Genomic DNA, 18,514 nt, shown 5'->3' on the forward strand with positions numbered 1-18,514 from the left:
GGCGACCTCCTCTCGTTCGGCGACGTGCTGATGGCGCACGACAGAAGCCCGGGCCGCATCAAGGTGCCGACGGGGCGTTCGTCGTCCGCCGACACGGTAGTGCCGGACGACGAACGTCTCGTCCTGCCCTGGGCCAGCAGGGGAGGACGAGACGTGACGGAGCGCCGCGCTCAGCGGGCCTGCGCCGCCCGGACGGCGTCGGCGAGGTGGGCGTCGACGAGAGCCGGAGACCCGGAGAGGATGACCAGGACGTTGCCGGTGCGGATTGCCGTCTGCTTGACGACGCTGCTCTGCCCGCCGGCGGAGTAGGTGAGCAGCTGGCTCCACCGCTCGTCGCCGAGCGGAGGGGCGCTCGTCTTCGCGGTGCCCATGTCGATGACGGTGCTGCCCGACACCACCTGGTAGGTGGGGCAGGAGAGCATCGCGTCGAAGACCGTGCCGATGCCCTTAGACAGCTTCGCCGCGCTGTCGCTGTAGAGCTCCTCGGACATCTCGGAGCTGCTGCCGCTGGCGTAGGTGAAGGACACCTTGGCCTTGCGGGGGAAGCTGAGGCTGCCGGTGGTGGCCGTGTCGCCGCCGAGCTCGGCCAGCGCCGGGCAGCCGATCACAGTTACGTCGTCGTGCCGGACGGCGGGCTGTGGCGCGTGGGTGTAGCCCTCGCCCAGGTCGTTCTCACTCAGCAGCCGCTCGCTCAGCTGGGCCGAGGACAGCGGCCCGGACGCCTTCGCCGTGCCGTCCTGGTGAGTGGGCGTGGACGACGACGTGGAGGTGGTGGGCTCGGTGCTGGTGGAGCAGCCGGCCAGGACAAGTATGGAGAGGGCGCTCAGGCCGAGGGCGGTCGTGGTGGACAGGCGCATGCGGAAACCCCTAGGTGGTGCGGGACGGACGGTCTGACCGGGTCGGCTCTCCGGGCACCGACGAACGCAGGGGCAGGGGGAGGGGAGGGGTTTCGCGGGCTTTCAGTGGCCGAGGTGGCGCAGCCCGTCTTCGAGGGTGGGGTGGAAGTGGTCGACCGGACCGGAATTGCGGTTGTACCAGGCGGTGTCCAGACGCGGCTCCACTGTTTCGTGGCCGGCCGGGCAGCGCAGCCACACCGAGTCGTCGCGCATGTTGAAGACGATCCAGTTCCGGTACGCACCGCAGTGGCACTGGTGGACCTCCCCGTCGATGACGAGCGGCCGGTCCCAGCGCATCATGAAGCCCGAGACGTCCTGGCGGACCGGCGCCCGGAAGTCCGGCGGCAGGAAGTCCGGCACCGTGGTCTCCGGGAGGGCCGGGCCGGGTGCGTCGGGCAGCGGCCACTCGGTGTGCATCGCCAGCAGCGCCTGGCCGGCACGCTGGGCTTCACGGAAGTCTCTCTCCGCACGGGTGCGTCGGAACACGCGGTCTCCATCTCTGTCGTCTCACCTGCACGAGGAGAGTGCCGCAAGTCCCTGACCTGCTGCAACTCTAGAATTGTTGAATTCAGCGGGTCTTGCCGGAACGGTCCTTGCCCTTCGCCGTGCGCTGCGCGGTTTCGCGGGCGCCGGTGCGCGCGGGAGTGATGTGCGCTGGCGTGGAGGAGGCGTCCGCGGGCAGATCGGCCATGCGCCGCAGCCGCCACACGAGGACGTCGCTGATCGAGTCGGCGGTGTCCAGCTCCCGGCGGGCGGCGGCTTCGGCCAGGAGTGCGTCCGGGTCGTGACCGGCGCTCTCGACGTCGGCGAGCGTGGCGGCCAGCGCGTACCAGCCCGGCTCGGCCAGGACCTGCTCGGCCAGCTCCGGCACTGCCTGGCGCAGGGAGGCTGCCTGCCTGCGCTGCAGCGGCTGGGGCAGGTGACGGCCGCGCTGGTGCAGGACGCCCAGGAACACGGGGGCGGCGGTCTGGTAGGCGGCGCGCAGGTGTTCGGCGGCCTCGCGGGCAGCAGCGGCCTGCTGGGCGTGCTCCTTCATCCCGTGCCAGTGAGCGGCGGCGGTGACCAGGAAGAACACCATGTCGATCAGCATGGCGGTGGTGGCGCCGTCCTCCCCACGGCCGAGCGTCGGCCCGCCGTGGACGAGGTCACGGGCGGCCTGCCGCAGACCGCGGGCGTGGCCTCGCTGGGCCCGGATGTGGGAGCGCGTGGCCCGCTCGAACACGAAGGCGGCGTCGCGCAGTTCGCGCCGGGTGTGCGCGGCCGAGGTCTTGGCGAGGGCGTCGAGGACCTCGCCGGCCGCGGCGAGCTGCGCGGCAATCTGCCCGTCGTCGCCCTGGTCGAGGACGAGCACGGCCTCCCACACCGCACGCGTCGCCTGGCGACGCGCGGACGACGGGCTGATACGGGCAGAGCCGGAGGACGGATCGGCGGTGGCGTCGCTCTCGGGTTGGGAGGCGTTGGTGGCCCACCGTTCGCGGATCTTGGGGAGGGACAGGTCGGGGGCGAGGGTGGAACCCGAATAGTAGATCGGCTCCCGGTCCTCGTTGCGGTCGTCGGGCAGCGCGACCTTGTAGCCGAGCAGATCGCCGGAGGGCGCGACGCGCTGGTGGACCAGGAGGCCGCCGGCGGCCAGGCGATCGAAGAACTCCTGCTCGCTTCCCACGCCGGCGGCGGCGCGGCGTACCGTCTCGCGCAGTTCCTCGCGCGGGGTCCGTTCTCTGCCCTGGCGGTTCGCCTTGTGGCGTTCGGCGCTGGTGGGGCGCTGGGCGGCGGTGCCGTCACTAGTGTTCAACCGGCGCAGCCCGTAGTCGACTTCGATCTTCCGGGCTTCCGCCTGGGAGCGGGCCCCGTCGTGGCGGATGCGGGCTCGGCGGCCGTCCTGGCGGACGACGGTGGCGATGATGTGGATGTGGTCGTCGGCGTGGCGGACGGCCGCCCAGCGGCATGCGGCATCGTCGCCAGCGGGGGCGATACCGGTGGCGGCGACCATACGGCGGGCGATGTCCGCCCACTGCTCGTCGCTGAGGACCGGGTCTTCGGGGGCCGCGCGTACGGACAGGTGCCATACGTGCTCGGCGGGCCTGGCGCTTTCGGGCAAGGCCATGACCGGCTGGTCCAGCAGGCGCTGCAGGTCACGCTGGGTTGCCTTGGGGTCGCGGCCGGGGTGGCGGCCGGGGTCGGGGGCCAGACGGTCCCACGCGGCGACGAGGTGGGGGTCGATGTGCTCCTCGGCCTTTCCGGGGCCGTACAGGTATTCCAGCAGGCCGTAGGTGTCGTCGCCCATGTCGTGGACTCTGGGGATCATGCGGCCGGACGCACGCCGTCCAGGTAGCGCTGGACGAAGGCGTCCACACGCAGGGAGATCCGGTCGACACCGGCGAGGACTGCCTTGGCCTGCGGCGCGGGCTCGTCCGAATTCAGTGCTGCCGCGACCTGGTTGAGGTTGTTGCCGATCCGGTTGAGTGCGGTTCTCAGGGCGAACAGCTCGTGCAGCATCTCGCGTTCGCCGGCGATTTCCGCAGCGGTGCGGTCGAGGTTGCGGGCGGCCTTGAGCGCGGCGCGCGCGAGGTAGCTGGCGACGCTCATGTGGCAGGCGGCTGCGGCGCGGACGAGGAGCTGGTACTCGTCGTCGTTCATACGGCAACTCGGCTGGTGCATGCGCTTCTTTTCGTCGCGCAGGCGCTCACGCTGCTGAACGTGGGGCTTCGGCGGTACGGCGTGGGCGCAGTCGCTGCTGTGGCAGGAGTGGCTGTCCCCCTCTCCAGGATGCGGGCCGCCCTCGGCCGCATCCTGGCGGATCGGCGCCCCCCGGTGCCGACCCGCTCCCGCCACCCCCGGGGCGGGAGACGCAAGAGCATTGCTCCCACCGGGAGCAATGCTCTTGCACCAACTTGCTCCCGCTGAAGTGGAGTTGCTTCCCGGCTCGCCTGTAGCGGGGGTGGGCGTTGTCGTCGGATCTGTCATCGGATGCGGTTCCTCGTGGTACGGATGCGGTGCTGGATGTCGGCGGCGAAATCGACCATGGCGGCCGGGCCGTCGAGGAGTTGGACGGGGGATTCGGCGTGGTGCTGGACGAGCCACTGGCCGTTCGGCGCGAGCACGGCGGCGTGCAGGAACTCATGCCGCACGAGCACCTCCGCCCAGGCGGCGGCCTCGGCGACGGACGGCGCGTGCGTGTGCGGGTGACGTGCAGGAATAGCGGGTTCCTCCAGCGTGGTGGTGGGTCCGGCCGAGGCCGGGCCACCGGAAGGATCGGTGGAATCAAGTGTTTGACCTGCTGCTTTGCAGGTGTCAGCCGCACTCGGGGCAGCGGTCGAGGTGTTGGTTCAAGGCCCGCGCCATGTTCCGCCTCAGCGAGATGGCGTCCCTCGCGCTGGTCTTCGCCGAGGCGGATCCCCGGTAACGCTCGGCATGACCGCTCAGGCGGCGGATGTCCTGCTCGAAGCCGGACTTGATGTGCGCGAAGCGCTGGCAGTTCTTCATCGAGTCGTACTCCGTGCCGTCGTGGTGCCCGCTTCGTCGCGCAGCTGCTGCAGAACCGGCGTCAGGTGCTCGTTCCGGCCGCCCGGGAGCTGCTGGGCGCGCAGGATTTCCCGGAGCTGAGGCCGAGTCAGGGACTCGTTCCCGTCACGCTTGAGCAGCGCGGGCACGTGGGGACGGACCCGCTCGACCATCTCCTCGACGCTCAGCTTCGGCTGCCTCCGGGACCGGGCGGGCTGACCGCCGCGTGGCCGGTTCCGGGACGCCCTCGCCTTCGTCGCCCGCCGCACGGGGACCGTGCGGGGACGGTCCCCACGGGACTCGGTCCCCGTTTCGGTGTCGGGGTGGTCGCGGTTCCCGTCGTCGTCGGGGACGGTGTGGGGACGGTCCCCGTGGGCTTCCGTCCGCGTTTCGGCGTCCGGGTGTTCCTGGTCCCCGTCCACACTGGGGACGGGGACTAGGGACTCGTCTATGCTCCCCTGAGCAGCGGCTTCGTGCCCATTGCCGGCACTGTGGCTCGCGTCGTTGTCGGGCTCTTCGGTCCTGGTGGGTACGGCCTCCCGGTCCCCGACCGCCGCTTCTTGGCCCTCGCGCATGGGGCCCGATCCGTGCTCGGCGGCTCGGTCCCCTTGGCGGACGGAGTTCGGGCGGGGACGGTCCCCGTCGGGTTCGTGTCCCGTCCCCGGTTCCCTACGGTCCCCGGCTGCCCGGTCCCCGATCGATGCGGTGCTGCGGGGACCGCCGCCGGGGACCGCGCTCACGGCCGTACTCGCCTGCGTCCCGTCCGCCGCTGCAGTCGCGAGGGACGGGGGGAGAGGGGACCGGTCCTCGCGATCGGCGTCCTGGTCGCGCGCGGGCGGGCTCCAGGGCGATGGCAGGGTCACGGTGGCGAGCGATGTGGCGTGCCGGCGGGCGGCCAGCTGCTCCAGAAGGACACGGCGTTGGGCCGGGTCGGTGCCGACACCGGATCGCGCGAGAGCCGACTGGAGCCGGCGGGTGATGCGGCGGCCATGGCCTTTCTCGCGCTCCTCCTCGGGCATCGCAGCCAGCTGGGAGGCGAGCGCCACCGCCCGCCGGGTCGCGCGGTCCTTGGTGATCTGCGCGGCGTCGCGGTTGCGGGTGGCGACGCCTAGACGCGAAAGGAGGCGCTCCCGCACCTCGCGTCCGAGCGTGGCCAGGAGCCCTTGGGAGGCGGCGTCCGGCTTGTGCAGCCGCAGCTCGATGCCCATGGCCAGGTGCCAGAGCACGGCCGCCAGGACCGGACCGGCGAAGGCCCGCACGGTGCCGCCCACCGTGCCCGACTCGGCGTACGCCGGGATGACCTGCACCCCGGTGATCACCCATACTAGGCCGCCTGGCAGGCCGGGCGCTCCCTTGGTCTTCAGGTTCTGCCGGGCCATCAGGGCGGTCGCGAACAGCGCCAGCTCGGCCGCGCTGAACATCATGGCCCGCTCCGCCGTGCCGGCGATGTCGAGATAGTCGGCGGCGAACCGCCAGCTGGTGTCGGCGCTGTAGACGGTGCAGTTCAGGGCGGCGAGGGCCGCGACCCAGACCGCGGGGGTGGAGGCGCGCGGGCCGCTCTCCCGGGTCCGGCGACGCCTGAGCGACCAGCCGGCCAGCAGCCCGGCGAGCACGCCGACGGCCGCGACGAGGTGGACGGGATCGATGCCGGAGGGAAGGGAGGACATGGCGGTGGGGGGAGTCATGCGGCCTTTCGGAGAGCGGCGATCAGGGCGTGGGTGTGCGCCTGGCGGGGTACCTGCACCGGGGAGACCGCGTCCTCGGTGTCCTCCTCCGAGGAGACGTCGTCCTCGGGGTTCTCGTCGGTGGTGGCCTCTTCCGGTTCGGTGTGGCCCCAGTAGCGGTCGCGGTCGGCGACGGCGTGGGCGGCGTTGCGCATCAGGTCGCGCGCCCAGTCGAGGTTGTCGAGTCGCAGGGCGTAGGCGAGGCGCTCGGGGCTCCAGCCGCGGACGTAGGCGTGGCGGGTGACGGCGTCACGCTCGGCGTCGCTGAGGTGGATGTCGCGGCCTTCGAACGCGGCCTTGATGCGGGCATAGTCCAGGCGCTTGTTGACCTTGGCGTGCCAGGGGCGGCGCTCGTCCTCGGTGAGCCCTCCCCACACGCCCTGGCGGATCTCGTTGTCCAGGGCGTAGTCGAAGCACGCCTTCTTCACCGGGCAGCTGCCGCAGACCGCCTTGGCCGCGTCGATGGCCGCGCGGGCGCGGGCCGCGGGGAAGAACAGCTCGTCGATCTCCTCGGCCGGCAGGCCGTGGCACCGGCCGCGCTCCTGCCAGCTGTGGTCGGCGATGCCTCTAATCGTGGGGGTGGGGGTGTTGTTGGTGGTGATGTGACGCAAGGCAGTCTCCGGAAGTCGCCTCGGCGGGCGCGGGCCACGCGGCACCGGTGGCGGACAGGGGCGCGGCGTGTCGACGGCGAGGCGGGCTCGGGGTGCGGTGTGGGGCCGAACCGCAGAAGGAACGTTTCTGTGAGGAAGCGGGCTGCGGTCAGGCGGTGGACGCCTGATGGCGCTGGGCAGCCCGGGCGCGGTCGATACGGCCGGGGTGAGCCGTGGCACGCGGTGCGCTGCCCCGGGCGGTGCCGTCGAGGGTGAGGCGACGGCGACGGCAGGGCTCGCCCTCAGGGGCGTGACACCACTCGCACGGCACGCCGAGGACATCGGGTCCTCCTTCGGCGATGGCGGCTTCCCGGGCGGCGCGGGCCGGACGGTAGGGGGCCAGCTCGGCGCGCACGGCGGACGGGATGTATCGGCCGACGGCGGCCAGCTGGTCCTTCAGGCCCGGCCGATGGCGCCCGGCGGTGATCCCACGGTGCGGCGAGGGGGCCGCCTGCCCGGCAGCCACGGCGTCGCGCGCCGCGAGCAGCTCGGCCCTCCAGGCTTCCGGATTGTCCGGGTCGGCCATCGGGGTCGGATCGGTGTGTCGGACCAGCCGGTCGCGGCGGTACGCCTGCCATTCGCGGGCCACGTCGGCCGGCAGGATCGGATACGGGGAACTCACGATGCGCTTGCGGACGATCTCGCGCACGTCCCAGCCCCGGCCGGTGGCCATAGGGACATCGCCGAGCAGCTCGTGCCAGGTGTCGAGCTGATTGTCAGCCTCGCCCGGGTCGGTGCGGATGAGACGGGGGTCGAGGCGGCCGGCATAGGTGAGCACGGCAGCAACTTCGCGGTGGTTCAAGGTAGTTACTCCGTTCCAGTTCGCTTGTCGACGGCGGCGAGCAGGGCGGCCATGTGCGCATCGGCGCGGGTCATGCCGGCCTGCGGCGCGGGGGTGCCGCCGGGCAGGGCGTAGAGATTTGCGCGTTGGGGCGCGGGGCTGTGCTCGCGGGCGATCCAGCTCCGCCAGTCAGCAGCCCAGGTCAACGCGGGCCGTGGGCTCCAAGAGGCTCGATGGTGGCGCCACTTCGCGTCGGCAGCCTCCAGACCGTGCTCGCCGAGGCGGGCTAGATGCCCCTGCTGCTGGGCCCAGGACACGCTGGCGTCGTCGACCTGCCAGTCCTCGACGGAGGTGAGGTCGGCAGCACCACTGCTGCTGTACCTACGGTTCACCTTCGGTTCACTACGGTTCTGGGGGTCAGATTCAGACCCGGAGGAGGGTCGGACTCTGACCCGGGGAGGGGTCAAGTTCCGACGAGGGGGTGCAGAAGCCGACCCGGTCAGATCCTGACGACGGGGGTCTGATTCCGACCCGGTCCGGGGCCGGATCCCGTGCCTGCGCAGCCGTTCAATGTCCAGGTCGGGCACCGGATCGGACTCGGCAGGGGGCGCGACGTACGCCTCGGCATCGTCCATGCGGGCAGCCGCGACCTTGGCCAGCCACGCAGCGGCGCGGGAAAGCCGGTAGACCGTGCTGTGCTGCGGGCCGTCGAGGTCGTCCAGCACCTCCAATTCGCCGTTCTCGACCAGGGCGGCCAAAGCAGCGCGCACGGCGTTGCGGCTGGCGTTCGTACGCTTCATCAGCGAGGTGAGGGACGCCCAGGCGACGCACTGCTCGTCCGGGATCCGGTCGGCGATCGACAGCAGGACCAGGCGCGCGTTTCCGCGGCTGGCGCTGTACTCCCACGCCCACTCACGGGTGTCCCGGCTCATCGGGTCACCGCCCCAATGCGGCGGGACCTGGGCACCAGCTCCGGCGCTACGGCGCAGAACAGCCGGTGCGCGGTCAGGGAGCCGAGCGGCGAAGCGAGGACGGCTGCCGCGCGAGCCGGGGACACCGGTCTTTTGCGCAGGGCAGGCGGCATGGAAGACTCTCCTCCGTAGTGAAGCCCGCGCCGGTGTGCCCCGTGGAAAGGGCCGGTGCGGTGAAGGTGGGTGAAACTCCGCCCTTGCCGGGGCAGGAGTGCCATCTGGCGTCCGGCGTCCGGGAGTTACCGCTCCCTGGGCGCCGTCGCTGTGTTCGGGGTTATCTCAGCCGGCTATATCGCCCGTTCAGCACATGGCTCCTAGCGTCGTCTGCTGCCGGGCGGGGTGCCCGGCGAGGGATGACGAACATATGCAGGCCGTGCGGCAAGATCCAGACCTTGCTAAAGGACTCTCTACAAGTCGCAGCTGCGGGCGGCGGCGCATGCATCTACGGATGGAGGCAGCAGGCCGTGATGCAGACAGCAGACTGATGGCCTCGGCGTACTCGGCGGCGATCTTGGCGCCGCTCTTCATGAGCCGTGCCGCGACGCGAAGCGGAGCAGTGTGAGTTGGGCGGCGCCGAACATGGCGGCATGTTCATCTGCCGCCGCCGTGTCGCCGTCTTCCTCCTGCTGCTCGTGCTGGGCCTGGGCGACCGCCTCGGCGGCGAGAGGCATGCGGTAGACCGTGCAGCGCTGTGGGCCGACGTGACCCCGACAGGGCGCAACGTCACTCTTGTCACCGTTGGCCTCACGCCGACGGCCGAGGATCCAGAGCGATCTGTGCCTCCGGCATCGTGCGTGATGCGGGTGCCGCGGTGTACGTCACGCCGGACGGCGTAAGAGCTGGTGCGACATCGTGCGGACTTCCTGATGAGGGCGAGAGGGCCCGGTGTGGGGCGGCTTTCACCGCCGCCCGGCGGGACTGCGGGCGATTCGAGAGGCCACTGACGTGCAGGTCTGCCTCGTTATCGCTAAGCTGAAGCTATTCTTGGTAGAAGTGAAAGTCAACACGATGTGCCCGCTTCATTTTGGAGAGAATTCGAGGTCAGATGTCTGCCCGCCAGTTCGACCGGCACCGTGCCCGCCGTGTTCGGCGAGCAGCTGATCGCCACCAGATCGAGGTGGCGGCAGAGCTGGGTATGACCGACTCCGCGGTGGCGAACTGGGAGGCTGGCAACAGCGCGCCCGACCCGGAGAAGCTCCCTGCCTACGCCGCGGCACTCCGGGGCGATCTGAACGTCCTGTTTCCCCGTGTCGGACTGCCCGATCTGGCCGATCTCCGCTGTGATGCCGGCATCTACCAGAAGGAGACGGCGGCTGTGCTCGGCACCAAGAGCGCCAGCCCCGTCGCGGGAGCCGAACGTGGGGAGCGTCGGCTCCAGGCCAAGTACATTCCCGTCCTGGCGGCGAAGTACGGGGTCAGCGAGATGGACTTGCGTCGGGCGGAGGATCGTTCCTTCGCCGCCGCAGAGGCGAGGAAGAACGGCACAGAGCCGGAGCCCGGCACCCAGGAAGCCATGGCTGCGGACTCGGGCCGGCCGCCGGAGTCCCTCAGCGAGAAAATCACCCTGATCTTGCAGCGCTCCTACCCCGGCCCGCAGGGACCTCCTTCGGATGAGGAGATGGCGGCTGCGGTCAACGCGCACGCGGGCGCGAATGTCCTCACGGAGAACGACTTCGAGGATCTGCGGACCGGTGTCATGGACGCGGCGGCCCCGGTGGTTCTGGACGCGCTGGCTGCCGTGTTCGGTGTGTCGCGGATGTACTTCGAAGCGGACGAGGCGGTGGCCGCCCAGGTCTATGAAGGTCTGCAGCTGCTGGCTGGCGCGAGGCAGGGCGCCGTGGGCCGGGTGAGGGCCCGTGGCCTGGGCGGGCGGGGCCTGCCGCCCAAGACGCTGGCGCTGATCAACCAGCTGGCGGCGGAGATGGCGGAGCAGGAGGACGGCTCCGCGTAACGCGGCCTGCGCCCCCACGAGAGGGGCGCAGGCCGGAAACGGTCTAGGACTGCTGCCCGGGCCGTGACCCCGGACTGTGCACTTGGCCTGCGGCGACGACGGCGCGGATGTCCTTGAGCGCGCTCAGGTCGGTCAGTGGGTCGCCGTCGACGACCAGCAGGTCCGCGCTGAACCCCGGCTGGATGCGGCCGGTCGACCCGCCGATTCCGAGGGCGTCGGCGGCCTCGGTGGTCGCCATGTCGAGGACCTGGGCGTTCGGCATGCCCAGGTGGGCGTAGAAGCCGAGCGCGTCGGCCAGCGTGCCGTCGAACCCGGTGCGCTGCACCCCGGCGTCGGTTCCGGCGATCAGGCGTACACCGGCTTCTGCCATCTCCCGGACCTGTCCGAACAGGACCTTCGTGCGTTCCTCGCCGAAGACGCGGGCCGCCATCTGCCAGTGCGGGCTGACGGCCGGGCAGACCGCGATGCCCTGCTCGACGATCTTCTTGAGGACCTCCTGGCGCAGGGCGAACCCGTCCTCTGTCATCCAGGAGCAGTGTTCGATGGTGTCCACCCCGGCCTCCACGGCGGCCGTGATGCCGGCCGCGCTGTGGGCGTGCGCGGCCACCGGCACACCGGCCTGGTGGGCCTCGTCCACCAGGGCCCGCAGCTCGCCCGCGGAGAACTGGGGCTGCCAGCTCTTCGGGCCGTCCTTGGTCAGACCGCCGCCGCTCGCCATGACCTTGATCACGCGGGCTCCGGCCGCCAGGTTGCGGCGTACCAGGTCCCTGACCGCGGTCTCGCCGGAGACCTCGCCGCCCAGGAAGTGGCAGTGCCCGCCGGGCACCGTCAACGGCGTGCCTGCCGACACGATCCGCGGTCCCCGCGTGCGCCGCTGTTCGATCTCGCCGCTCAGGCGCAGGGCTAGGTGGTTGCGGTCACCCAGGTCCCGGACGGTCGTGACGCCGCTGGAGACGAGCTGTTCTGCGCGCTGGCGCATGCCCGCGAGTAGGGCATCGTCGTCGGACTCGTGGAGCGCGGCGAGGGGATCGGCGCTGCCGTCGAACACGAGGTGAACGTGGGCGTCGATGAGTCCCGGCACGATGGTCGCGTCGGGAAACGCGAGGTGCACCCCGTCCGGCCCTGCGTGCTCGGCGAGCTGCGTGCGCGGGCCCACGGCGGCGATCGCATCGCCTTCGACGAGGACGGCACCGTCCTCCAGGTATGTTCCGGAACCGGTCAGGACCCGGCCTGCCGTGATCAGCATGTGCTTTCGTCTCCTTGTCCTGCCCAGGTCACGCGGCCCGCCGGAGGTTCTCCGACACCGCAAGCAGCTGGTGTACGTCCGCGTTCGTGTCGTCTCCCTTCGGTACGGCCAGCGCGATCGCCGGCCCGGGAGCCGGGACACCCTGCTTGACCATCTCGGCCGCAGTGCGCAGACGCTGGGCCAACTGCGCCGGCCCGAGGTCCAGCACGTTGACACCTTCCCATTCGTGCACCACGTAAGGGCTGATATCCACCAGTCCGTCACGGCACTCCACGATCCGCCGGTGGTACCGGCGATGCACTCCACGCGATCGCCACCGGTCCCACACCCCTTGCGAAGCGGGACGCAGTTGGTTCTCCGGATAGACCTCGATAAGCAGCTGCCACAAGGGTGCAAGCCTGCGGTGGTCCCGCCGCCGGCGCAGCCACAGCTTCGTGGCGGTGATCTTCGCGCGCGCCACGGAATAGGTGACGCCGGCGGCGAATGCCAGGCTGGAGACCACCAGGAGCACCGACACGTAGGTGTTGATCCGGATCGGCACGAGACCGCCGGTCCACCGGATGGTGACGAAGACGGCGCGGATCGCGCAGGCCAGCGCCATCCCGCCCAGACCGGTCGCCGCCATCCACAACCCGGTGGCGTACGGACGGGTGGACATGCGCGCGTAGCGGGCCGACCACCACCCCGCCGCACCGACGGCATACATCATGTACAGGCCGGCGACGGTGTAGAACAAGAAGATCGGCAGCACGGTCATGTCCACCGTCGCGTACGGCGCGCCCAGCTCCTGATCCGGCACGCTCACCGCCGCCACGGTGATCGCCACCGCGACAAGGCCCATGACCAGGGCCTCACGCCGGGCGCGACTGTGCGCGGCCGGTCCGTCGGCCGAGTACAGGTAGAAGCACATCAGGAAGTACATGGCCAGCAGCAGGAGCAGGTTCTGGACGAGCCGCGCCATCCCGTGGCCGGCCAGGGTGTCGATGCCGTGGGCGCCGCCAGGCATGGCCACCGGGTACGACAGGCCCATGTTCAGCAGAGCCAGCGCCACCGACCGGGTCGGAGCATCGTCCGGTGCACGCCACCACAGGTAGAGCCGCCACACGACGGCACCCGCGATGATCAGCAGAAGGTACTGGGCCACGGTCTACAACCACCCTCGCCGGTCGCCCAGAGCCGCTTGCACTCGACGCACGCGTGGATCCTCCGACAGTGCCGGGAGCGCGTCGACCACCGAGGACCACTCCAGGATGATGGTGGCCGCCAGCTCGACCGAGCACTCCTCGGCGTCGTCGTACGAGCAGCGTGCCGCGACCCGCCGGATCAGTTTGGGATCCAGGTCAGGAACGAGGTCGGACCAGGACTCGATGAACTCCTCCGCAGGTATCTCTGGAGCGTTCTCCTTGGTCTCGTCCCACTCGGCGACGAGGACGTGGAGGACCTCGTGGAGGATGATCTGTCGCTGGTGCAGCCGGGTCGTCTCCTCCTGGTAGAGGATCACGTCCATCTGCGGGTAATCGATCCAGAGTCCCGAGGGCCCAGGCTTCTCCAGAGCCCAGGGGCGCAGGACCATGGGGCGGCCACGCCGTTCGCTCAGAGCTTTGACCAGCCTGTCCACGTCAAGCGGCGGGACGACGCCCAGGCTGCGCAGCTCTTGGCGCAGCCGACGGTGGAGATCGCGTTCCACGGTGCGTCGCTCAGCCGTACGCCACCGTCCCAGTCGGCGCAGGCTCACCCGAGCTCTCGCCGGCACCGCGGGTTCCGGGCCGCCGCGGCGGTTTCCTCCGGGAGACATTGAGCAATCCCTTCGTACCGACTGGGGCATGGCTCGGAGCGCGAGCCATGCCCCAGCCACCACGGGTCAACGTTGTCTGGCCCCGGCGGTACGCACGAGGGTGATCACAGAGCCCAGGCCGGTACCGGAAGTCGCGTCTGTGTCCGCATTCGTGAGCGGGTCACGAGGACGCAGATGCTCTGCCCCGTACACCATCGGTCACTAGAGCGAACAGCAATCACCCCGCTAGGAATCCTTCGATGAGGCCCCCGGGGTCACTCGGACCTTACGTGAAGCCCGTTAGAGATCAAGGCTGGAAAGTACCCCTCGGTAGCCAACGGAGAGGTGCCGATCGGGGCGCAGAAAAGTATCAAATCGACTCATCGCTTTAACGATCATGAGTGTGAGCTGGCACTTCGCCTTGTGTTCATACTGGTCGCACTCCTCTTGTATACGCACACTTCTGTTATCTTTTCGAGATCTTTTTGGGGGGAGTAATCGGGCGTAGCGGTAATAGGTGTCAAGTTGGCGTCAGTCGGCCATGGTGAAAGTGTGGATGTGGGGGTGGTCACCTCTGTGCGGCATTTGCTGGATGATGCATCGCCGTGCCGGTTGTGCGGTGGTGATATTTTCGGCCACTCTGACGCGCTCTCTGGGTCGCCCGGCGAGCGAAAGTATGTCCAGCATGGGTGTTATATCTGCTCATGGTGTGGAGGCGGTGGCGCGCCCCTACGGGGCGGTGTGACGCTCTGAATTTTATTGACCGCAAATAAGGCCAGGGGTGACAGGCACACGGGGTACACGGGCGGCGAGTTATCTCCGGGGCGGCTGTTCCAAGCCGGTTCGGGATGTCCTAGACGGGTGCGCGGTCGGCTCCCAGGCCAAGGCGCTTGGCGTCGACTAGCTGGCCGAGAGCGGCCTCGTATTCGGTGCGGCCGTGGGCGTAGGCTCCGTCGTCCGCGCGGGTGCCGGCGGCAGCGAGGTCGCGTACATCCCGGAGGCGGCGGAAGGCGTGCTCGGAGGCTGCAAAGACGTCCGGTGTGGCCGTGACTGCCATCTGGTACCGCATGCCGTAACACGGTGCGAAGCTGTCGCGGGCGGCGTGTTCCCGCTCGGCCGGACCCAGGCCATCGGTCCGGGCGAGGCTGCGGAAGGCGTTGCGGGCCTGGGAAAGGACGGCAAGGTACTCGCTGTACAGGGTGCGGCGTGCAGCGAGCAGGCGCTCGTCTTTGTCCCGGCGCCATCGAGTGCGGTCGAGCAGGGCGGCAGAGGCGGTCGCGATCAGGGCGCCGACGACGGCGCTGGCCAGCGTTATCCACGGCATGGGCCAGACGGTAAAGCGGGACGCCATAGTCGGTAAATGTGCGTTGTTCGGCCATCGGCCTCGCAGGAGACCGTGCACCGCTTCGGGAATGTCAGGTGAGTTGCTTATGCGCTGTACGTGTGTCATCCCGGCTGGGCTGCGCCTGCTCGGCGGCTGGTAGCCGCCGAGCTGTCTCTACTCCTTCTCTTTGGCGGCGTCGTGTTCCCGGATCGCGGTGTCGAGAGCGTCGAGAAGGCCGCGCAGCAGCTCCACGGCTCCGTCCCCGCGCTCGCTCAGCGCCCATGAGAGGGCCTCGATGTGGCCGGGGACCGGGGCGCCGCCGCCGGAAGCGGTCTTGAGGATCTGCGCTGCCCGGCCGCGGTTGATGGGCCTGCCCTCCTCTATCAGCGAGACCAGGTCGGCGGTCGCGGTGCGCAGCCAGCCGAGGCCGTCGGCGGCGGTCGCGGGAGCGGCCTTGTGGACGGGCGGGCGAAGGACGGCTTGGTCCAAGACCTCCAGCTCCAGCCCAGCTGCTTCGCACAGTTCTCGTGCGATGTCCCGGACTTCCTCTCCGACCGGGGTGACCGAGGCGAGCAGGTGGATGTCGGCTCCGAGCCGCCTGCTCAGCGCGACGTCCCGTTGCAGCTGTGCCTCGTCGAACTCCGAGGCTGAGGTCTTCACTTCCCCGGAGAGGACCTTCCCGTCCCAGATCCCGAAGATGTCCACCTCCTCTTGGCGGCCGTCGGCGAAGGTGACGTCGGTGCCGGGGAGGAAGTGGGAGCGCGGCTTGCGCCGGCACAGCTCGGCGATGACGAGCAGATGAGGCAGCAGGCCGTTGTCGCTGGCTCGGTCGGTGAAGCTGTCGAGCCGGTAGTGCACGGCGATCGGTACGCCGTCGGACTGGTAGGCGGACACGGCCCCGCAGCCGGGGCACCGCGGGGAGCCGCTGGTCTGATGGAGCGGCACGAAGGAGCGGCTCGCGCACGAGGGGCAGGCGCTCTCCAGGCCACGCTCGGCCCAACCGAGGGCGCACAGCCGTTCCAGCGCAGCCGCCCGGTCCTCCGCCCGGACGTTAGACAGTTTGTCGGCAGGCAGATAGCGGCGCTCGGACCGGCCGCCCCACGTGGCGGCCAGTTCGGCGAGGTCGGCATCCGGGCTGCCGTCGGCCCGCAGCTCCTGCAGCCTTTTCATCAGCTCCTTGGACCGCGGTGTGGTCAGGGCGATGGCCGCCTCGTAGACACCCGGGTCAAGGAGCGCGGAGCTGTCGGCGCGCTCTGTCAGGGCCGTGCCCAGGCGGCCGGCCGAGGACAGCTGGTGCGTGACGGATACGTCGTCCAGCAGCTGCTCGGTGGCCCGCGGCAGCAGGGGGAACGTCACCTGGAAGGCCAGCTGATGGCTGATGGGGAGGAGCGCGAGCTGCAGCGTGCCGTCCCGCCACTGGGCGTCGCGGTGGACGAGCCGGGCGATGGACGGGCGCGCGGGCAGGCCGAGCAGGGGCTCGCCCCAGAACCTCACGAGGGCCCCGGCGCGCCCGTTGAACCGGACGGGCTGGGCGAAGCGCAGAGTGCTCGGCCCGTCGGCGAAGACCTGCGCGTCGAAGGACGTCGGGACCCCGTAGCGGCGTTCGAACACCACCCAGTCCCACGGGTCCAGGTCTGTCCGAAAGGTGAACGGGGCGGTTCGGGCCGGTGGTTCGGGGATGCGCGCTCCGGCCCGCGGCTCCTCGGCGGTGGTGACCAGGCCGAGCACAGAGGCAAGTTCCCGTAGCTGTCCCGGCGATGCAGAGCGGCTGACGAGTGCGACATCGGGAGCGAACTGGCCCGGGCGGGACGCGAGGTGATACGCCACCTGCTTCGGGAAATCCAGCCAGTGCCTGACATCGTCGGCCCCGGGCAGTAGGAGCATCGGCATGTCGATCGTGTCCACCGGCCGCAGGGCCCGGGTGTTCCAGAAGCCGAGGCTGTCCGCCAACCCGTCTTCCTCGGCGACCCACAGGACCAGCGGGGTGTGCCCCGGGGTGGTGCTCCGGTACTCGCCGAACTGGTCGACCGTGCCCTGGATCCTGCTGTCGTTCCGCAGCTGGTAACGGCCGAATTCGTCCTGCCGCTCACTGACCCAGGCGTACTCACGCTGGCCCGGGTCCACGCCGCCGGCCACAGCCAACTGCCACAGTGGCCCGTCGGGGCTCGCCGCGATCGGAGGATACGACGCATCCGTGAACTCCCTGACCTCGTCTGGGGAACAGGTGTACGCCAGTGCGTCCTTCCGCATGTCCGCGAGCGCGACGACGGGCAGCCTCAGACTCTCCGCGATCTTTCCAGCAGCCAGAGGATCAGCATCGACATTGACGAGCGCCTCGACGCCGGCGATACGGACGGTTTGCTCGTGCTGCTCGGACAGGCCCGATGCCGACGCCTCGACGATGGGCTCGGTCATGCCGCCCCATCGACTGCTGGCCTGCATCACCGCGGCCCGGAACCCGGCCTCGCTGCCGGCTGCGATCAGATAGGCCGCCCGGGAGGGAAGGACGGCGGCCTCCATGGCGGCCTGCCCGAGATATCTCCTTGAATTCACGACGCCAAGCCTCCCACTGCCACCGCCGAACGCGGCACGAGTCAACCCAGAACGGTGCGACTGGCCAAGGCAGTTGCCACCGAGAACGCTCCACGAGCTACGGCTATGCCTCGCGATGGTCACGCTAGCTATCACCAAATTGCCGTTCACAGGCTGAACTGCGGTTCGCCGCGAGTGCCCCAGCTGGCGTTGAACCGGCGCCCGTGCTGGGGATGGGCGGCCTGGGGTGCGGCCCGTGGCTGGGCCCGCTTGATGGCGTGTTCAGATGTCGATGTACGGATCCCCTTCGAAGGGGGAGCGGTTGGTCCTGATGGAGTGAACGACTACTTCCTCCCGGGGGCGGCCGTCCTGGTCTGCCGGGACGTGGGCGATGGCGTCGACGACGTCTTGTCCTTGAATTACCTCGCCGATGATCGTGTGCAGGCCGTTGAGGTCCGGCGCTGGCCGGGTCGTGATGAGGAACTGCGAGCCGATGGCGTCTGGTTCGGTGGCAGTCAGGGCCAGCATGTAAGGCCGCTCGAACGTCAGATCGGGATGGATTTCATTCGGGCGTGAGAACCCTGGGCCGCCGGTCCCATCGCCCATCCGGTCTCCGCCTTGGATCATGACTCCGTCGATCACGCGGTGGATGATCGTCTCGTCGTAGATCGGGCCGATCCCGATGCTGCCGGTTCGCGGGTCTACCCAGCTCCCGGTCCCCGACGCGAGAGCGTGGAACTGGATGACGGGCTCCCTTACTTCTTTCAGGAACAGATTCACGAGGATCTGCCCCAGCGACGTGCTGATCGTCGCGGTGAATTCTTGCTTCATGTGATCCGTCCTGCACTGCGACTTGCGGATGAAAGCGGCCTCATCGCATCGAAGCAGGCTATTTACCCTCACTGGCGTAAAGACACGGAGTCGGCAGGCGGAGGTGGAGCGCCCGCGCAAGGCGGCCTGCGCGGCTGGGCAGTGGGTGGCTCGCTGTTGCGGTGCCAGCCTGAGGGGGCGCTGTGCCGGTTCGCCGTACGGGTAACCAGCCAGATGCTGACGCTGGCCAGGCCGTCAAGTTGCCAGGTCGGGTGGTGTGAAGCTTCCCCTTGATCGTGGACACCTGGAGACTGGGACCTGAGGTTCCAGAGGAAGTAGCACCAGGTGGGAAGC

The 18,514-nt window shown here is 69.8% G+C and carries 18 protein-coding genes; 1 reads left to right on the plus strand and 17 read right to left on the minus strand.

Annotation, left to right across the window (positions count from 1 at the left end; all coding sequences use genetic code 11):
* Positions 1-170: 170 nt before the first annotated feature.
* The 11 genes from KVT45_RS22390 to KVT45_RS56450 form a co-directional block, all read right to left on the minus strand.
* Positions 171-857, minus strand: a complete 687-nt coding sequence (locus KVT45_RS22390) for a hypothetical protein (RefSeq protein WP_217550104.1) — start codon at positions 855-857, stop codon at positions 171-173.
* Positions 858-959: 102 nt separating this feature from the next.
* The gene (locus tag KVT45_RS22395) at positions 960-1,382 is read right to left on the minus strand and encodes a hypothetical protein (RefSeq protein WP_217550106.1); all 423 of its coding nucleotides are present in this window, start codon (positions 1,380-1,382) and stop codon (positions 960-962) included.
* An 82-nt stretch (positions 1,383-1,464) separates the two neighbouring features.
* Entirely contained in the window at positions 1,465-3,201 is a 1,737-nt protein-coding gene (locus tag KVT45_RS22400; protein WP_217550108.1) for a relaxase/mobilization nuclease domain-containing protein, read from the minus strand.
* A complete protein-coding gene (gene mobC, locus KVT45_RS22405; protein ID WP_254647166.1) occupies positions 3,198-3,533 on the minus strand; it encodes a plasmid mobilization relaxosome protein MobC in 336 nt (111 codons plus the stop codon). Before mobC ends, KVT45_RS22400 begins: the two co-directional genes overlap by 4 nt.
* 323 nt (positions 3,534-3,856) lie before the next feature.
* A complete protein-coding gene (locus KVT45_RS22410) occupies positions 3,857-4,024 on the minus strand; it encodes a hypothetical protein (RefSeq protein WP_254647167.1) in 168 nt (55 codons plus the stop codon).
* A 163-nt stretch (positions 4,025-4,187) separates the two neighbouring features.
* The gene (locus tag KVT45_RS22415; RefSeq protein WP_217550112.1) at positions 4,188-4,379 is read right to left on the minus strand and encodes a hypothetical protein; all 192 of its coding nucleotides are present in this window, start codon (positions 4,377-4,379) and stop codon (positions 4,188-4,190) included.
* Positions 4,376-6,082 (minus strand): hypothetical protein, encoded by a 1,707-nt coding sequence (locus tag KVT45_RS22420; protein ID WP_217550114.1) that lies wholly within the window; start codon positions 6,080-6,082, stop codon positions 4,376-4,378. Before KVT45_RS22420 ends, KVT45_RS22415 begins: the two co-directional genes overlap by 4 nt.
* A complete protein-coding gene (locus tag KVT45_RS22425) occupies positions 6,079-6,732 on the minus strand; it encodes a WhiB family transcriptional regulator (protein ID WP_217550115.1) in 654 nt (217 codons plus the stop codon). The genes KVT45_RS22420 and KVT45_RS22425 overlap by 4 nt, the downstream gene beginning before the upstream one ends.
* 148 nt (positions 6,733-6,880) lie before the next feature.
* Entirely contained in the window at positions 6,881-7,573 is a 693-nt protein-coding gene (locus KVT45_RS22430) for a hypothetical protein (protein WP_217550116.1), read from the minus strand.
* Between the two features lie 5 nt (positions 7,574-7,578).
* Positions 7,579-8,484 carry a helix-turn-helix domain-containing protein gene (locus KVT45_RS22435; RefSeq protein ID WP_217550117.1) on the minus strand — a complete coding sequence of 302 codons (906 nt, stop codon included), beginning with the start codon at positions 8,482-8,484 and terminating at the stop codon, positions 7,579-7,581.
* Between the two features lie 563 nt (positions 8,485-9,047).
* Complete coding sequence (locus KVT45_RS56450; RefSeq protein WP_254647168.1) at positions 9,048-9,194, minus strand: hypothetical protein; 147 nt, start codon at positions 9,192-9,194, stop codon at positions 9,048-9,050.
* Positions 9,195-9,568: 374 nt separating this feature from the next.
* On the opposite strand from KVT45_RS56450, the gene KVT45_RS22445 reads away from it, so the two are divergent.
* On the plus strand, positions 9,569-10,474 hold the full coding sequence (locus tag KVT45_RS22445; RefSeq protein ID WP_217550119.1) for a helix-turn-helix transcriptional regulator: 906 nt from the start codon (positions 9,569-9,571) through the stop codon (positions 10,472-10,474).
* 43 nt (positions 10,475-10,517) lie between these two features.
* Here KVT45_RS22445 and KVT45_RS22450 read toward each other — a convergent pair whose 3' ends face one another.
* The 6 genes from KVT45_RS22450 to KVT45_RS22475 all read right to left on the minus strand — a co-directional run bounded on the left by KVT45_RS22450 (position 10,518) and on the right by KVT45_RS22475 (position 18,181).
* On the minus strand, positions 10,518-11,720 hold the full coding sequence (locus KVT45_RS22450; protein WP_217550121.1) for an amidohydrolase family protein: 1,203 nt from the start codon (positions 11,718-11,720) through the stop codon (positions 10,518-10,520).
* Positions 11,721-11,748: 28 nt separating this feature from the next.
* Positions 11,749-12,864 (minus strand): MAB_1171c family putative transporter, encoded by a 1,116-nt coding sequence (locus KVT45_RS22455; RefSeq protein ID WP_217550123.1) that lies wholly within the window; start codon positions 12,862-12,864, stop codon positions 11,749-11,751.
* Positions 12,865-12,867: 3 nt separating this feature from the next.
* Positions 12,868-13,407, minus strand: coding sequence for a hypothetical protein (locus KVT45_RS22460; RefSeq protein ID WP_217550125.1), 540 nt, complete (start codon positions 13,405-13,407; stop codon positions 12,868-12,870).
* Positions 13,408-14,347: 940 nt separating this feature from the next.
* On the minus strand, positions 14,348-14,818 hold the full coding sequence (locus KVT45_RS22465) for a hypothetical protein (RefSeq protein WP_217550127.1): 471 nt from the start codon (positions 14,816-14,818) through the stop codon (positions 14,348-14,350).
* Between the two features lie 174 nt (positions 14,819-14,992).
* Entirely contained in the window at positions 14,993-17,371 is a 2,379-nt protein-coding gene (locus tag KVT45_RS22470; RefSeq protein ID WP_217550129.1) for a hypothetical protein, read from the minus strand.
* A 261-nt stretch (positions 17,372-17,632) separates the two neighbouring features.
* Complete coding sequence (locus tag KVT45_RS22475) at positions 17,633-18,181, minus strand: peptidylprolyl isomerase (RefSeq protein ID WP_217550131.1); 549 nt, start codon at positions 18,179-18,181, stop codon at positions 17,633-17,635.
* Positions 18,182-18,514 lie beyond the last annotated feature (333 nt).

Source organism: Streptomyces sp. GbtcB6 (assembly GCF_019091475.1).
GTDB classification, from domain to species: Bacteria; Actinomycetota; Actinomycetes; order Streptomycetales; family Streptomycetaceae; genus Streptomyces; species Streptomyces hyaluromycini.

Coding starts and splice junctions, on each gene's coding strand:
- KVT45_RS22390 (WP_217550104.1), bottom strand. CDS start 857: ATGCGCCTGTCCACCACGACCGCCCTCGGCCTGAGCGCCCTCTCCATA.
- KVT45_RS22400 (WP_217550108.1), bottom strand. CDS start 3,201: ATGATCCCCAGAGTCCACGACATGGGCGACGACACCTACGGCCTGCTG.
- mobC (WP_254647166.1), bottom strand. CDS start 3,533: ATGAACGACGACGAGTACCAGCTCCTCGTCCGCGCCGCAGCCGCCTGC.
- KVT45_RS22415 (WP_217550112.1), bottom strand. CDS start 4,379: ATGAAGAACTGCCAGCGCTTCGCGCACATCAAGTCCGGCTTCGAGCAG.
- KVT45_RS22420 (WP_217550114.1), bottom strand. CDS start 6,082: ATGACTCCCCCCACCGCCATGTCCTCCCTTCCCTCCGGCATCGATCCC.
- KVT45_RS22435 (WP_217550117.1), bottom strand. CDS start 8,484: ATGAGCCGGGACACCCGTGAGTGGGCGTGGGAGTACAGCGCCAGCCGC.
- KVT45_RS56450 (WP_254647168.1), bottom strand. CDS start 9,194: ATGCCTCTCGCCGCCGAGGCGGTCGCCCAGGCCCAGCACGAGCAGCAG.
- KVT45_RS22445 (WP_217550119.1), top strand. CDS start 9,569: ATGTCTGCCCGCCAGTTCGACCGGCACCGTGCCCGCCGTGTTCGGCGA.
- KVT45_RS22450 (WP_217550121.1), bottom strand. CDS start 11,720: ATGCTGATCACGGCAGGCCGGGTCCTGACCGGTTCCGGAACATACCTG.
- KVT45_RS22465 (WP_217550127.1), bottom strand. CDS start 14,818: ATGCCGTGGATAACGCTGGCCAGCGCCGTCGTCGGCGCCCTGATCGCG.
- KVT45_RS22475 (WP_217550131.1), bottom strand. CDS start 18,181: ATGAAGCAAGAATTCACCGCGACGATCAGCACGTCGCTGGGGCAGATC.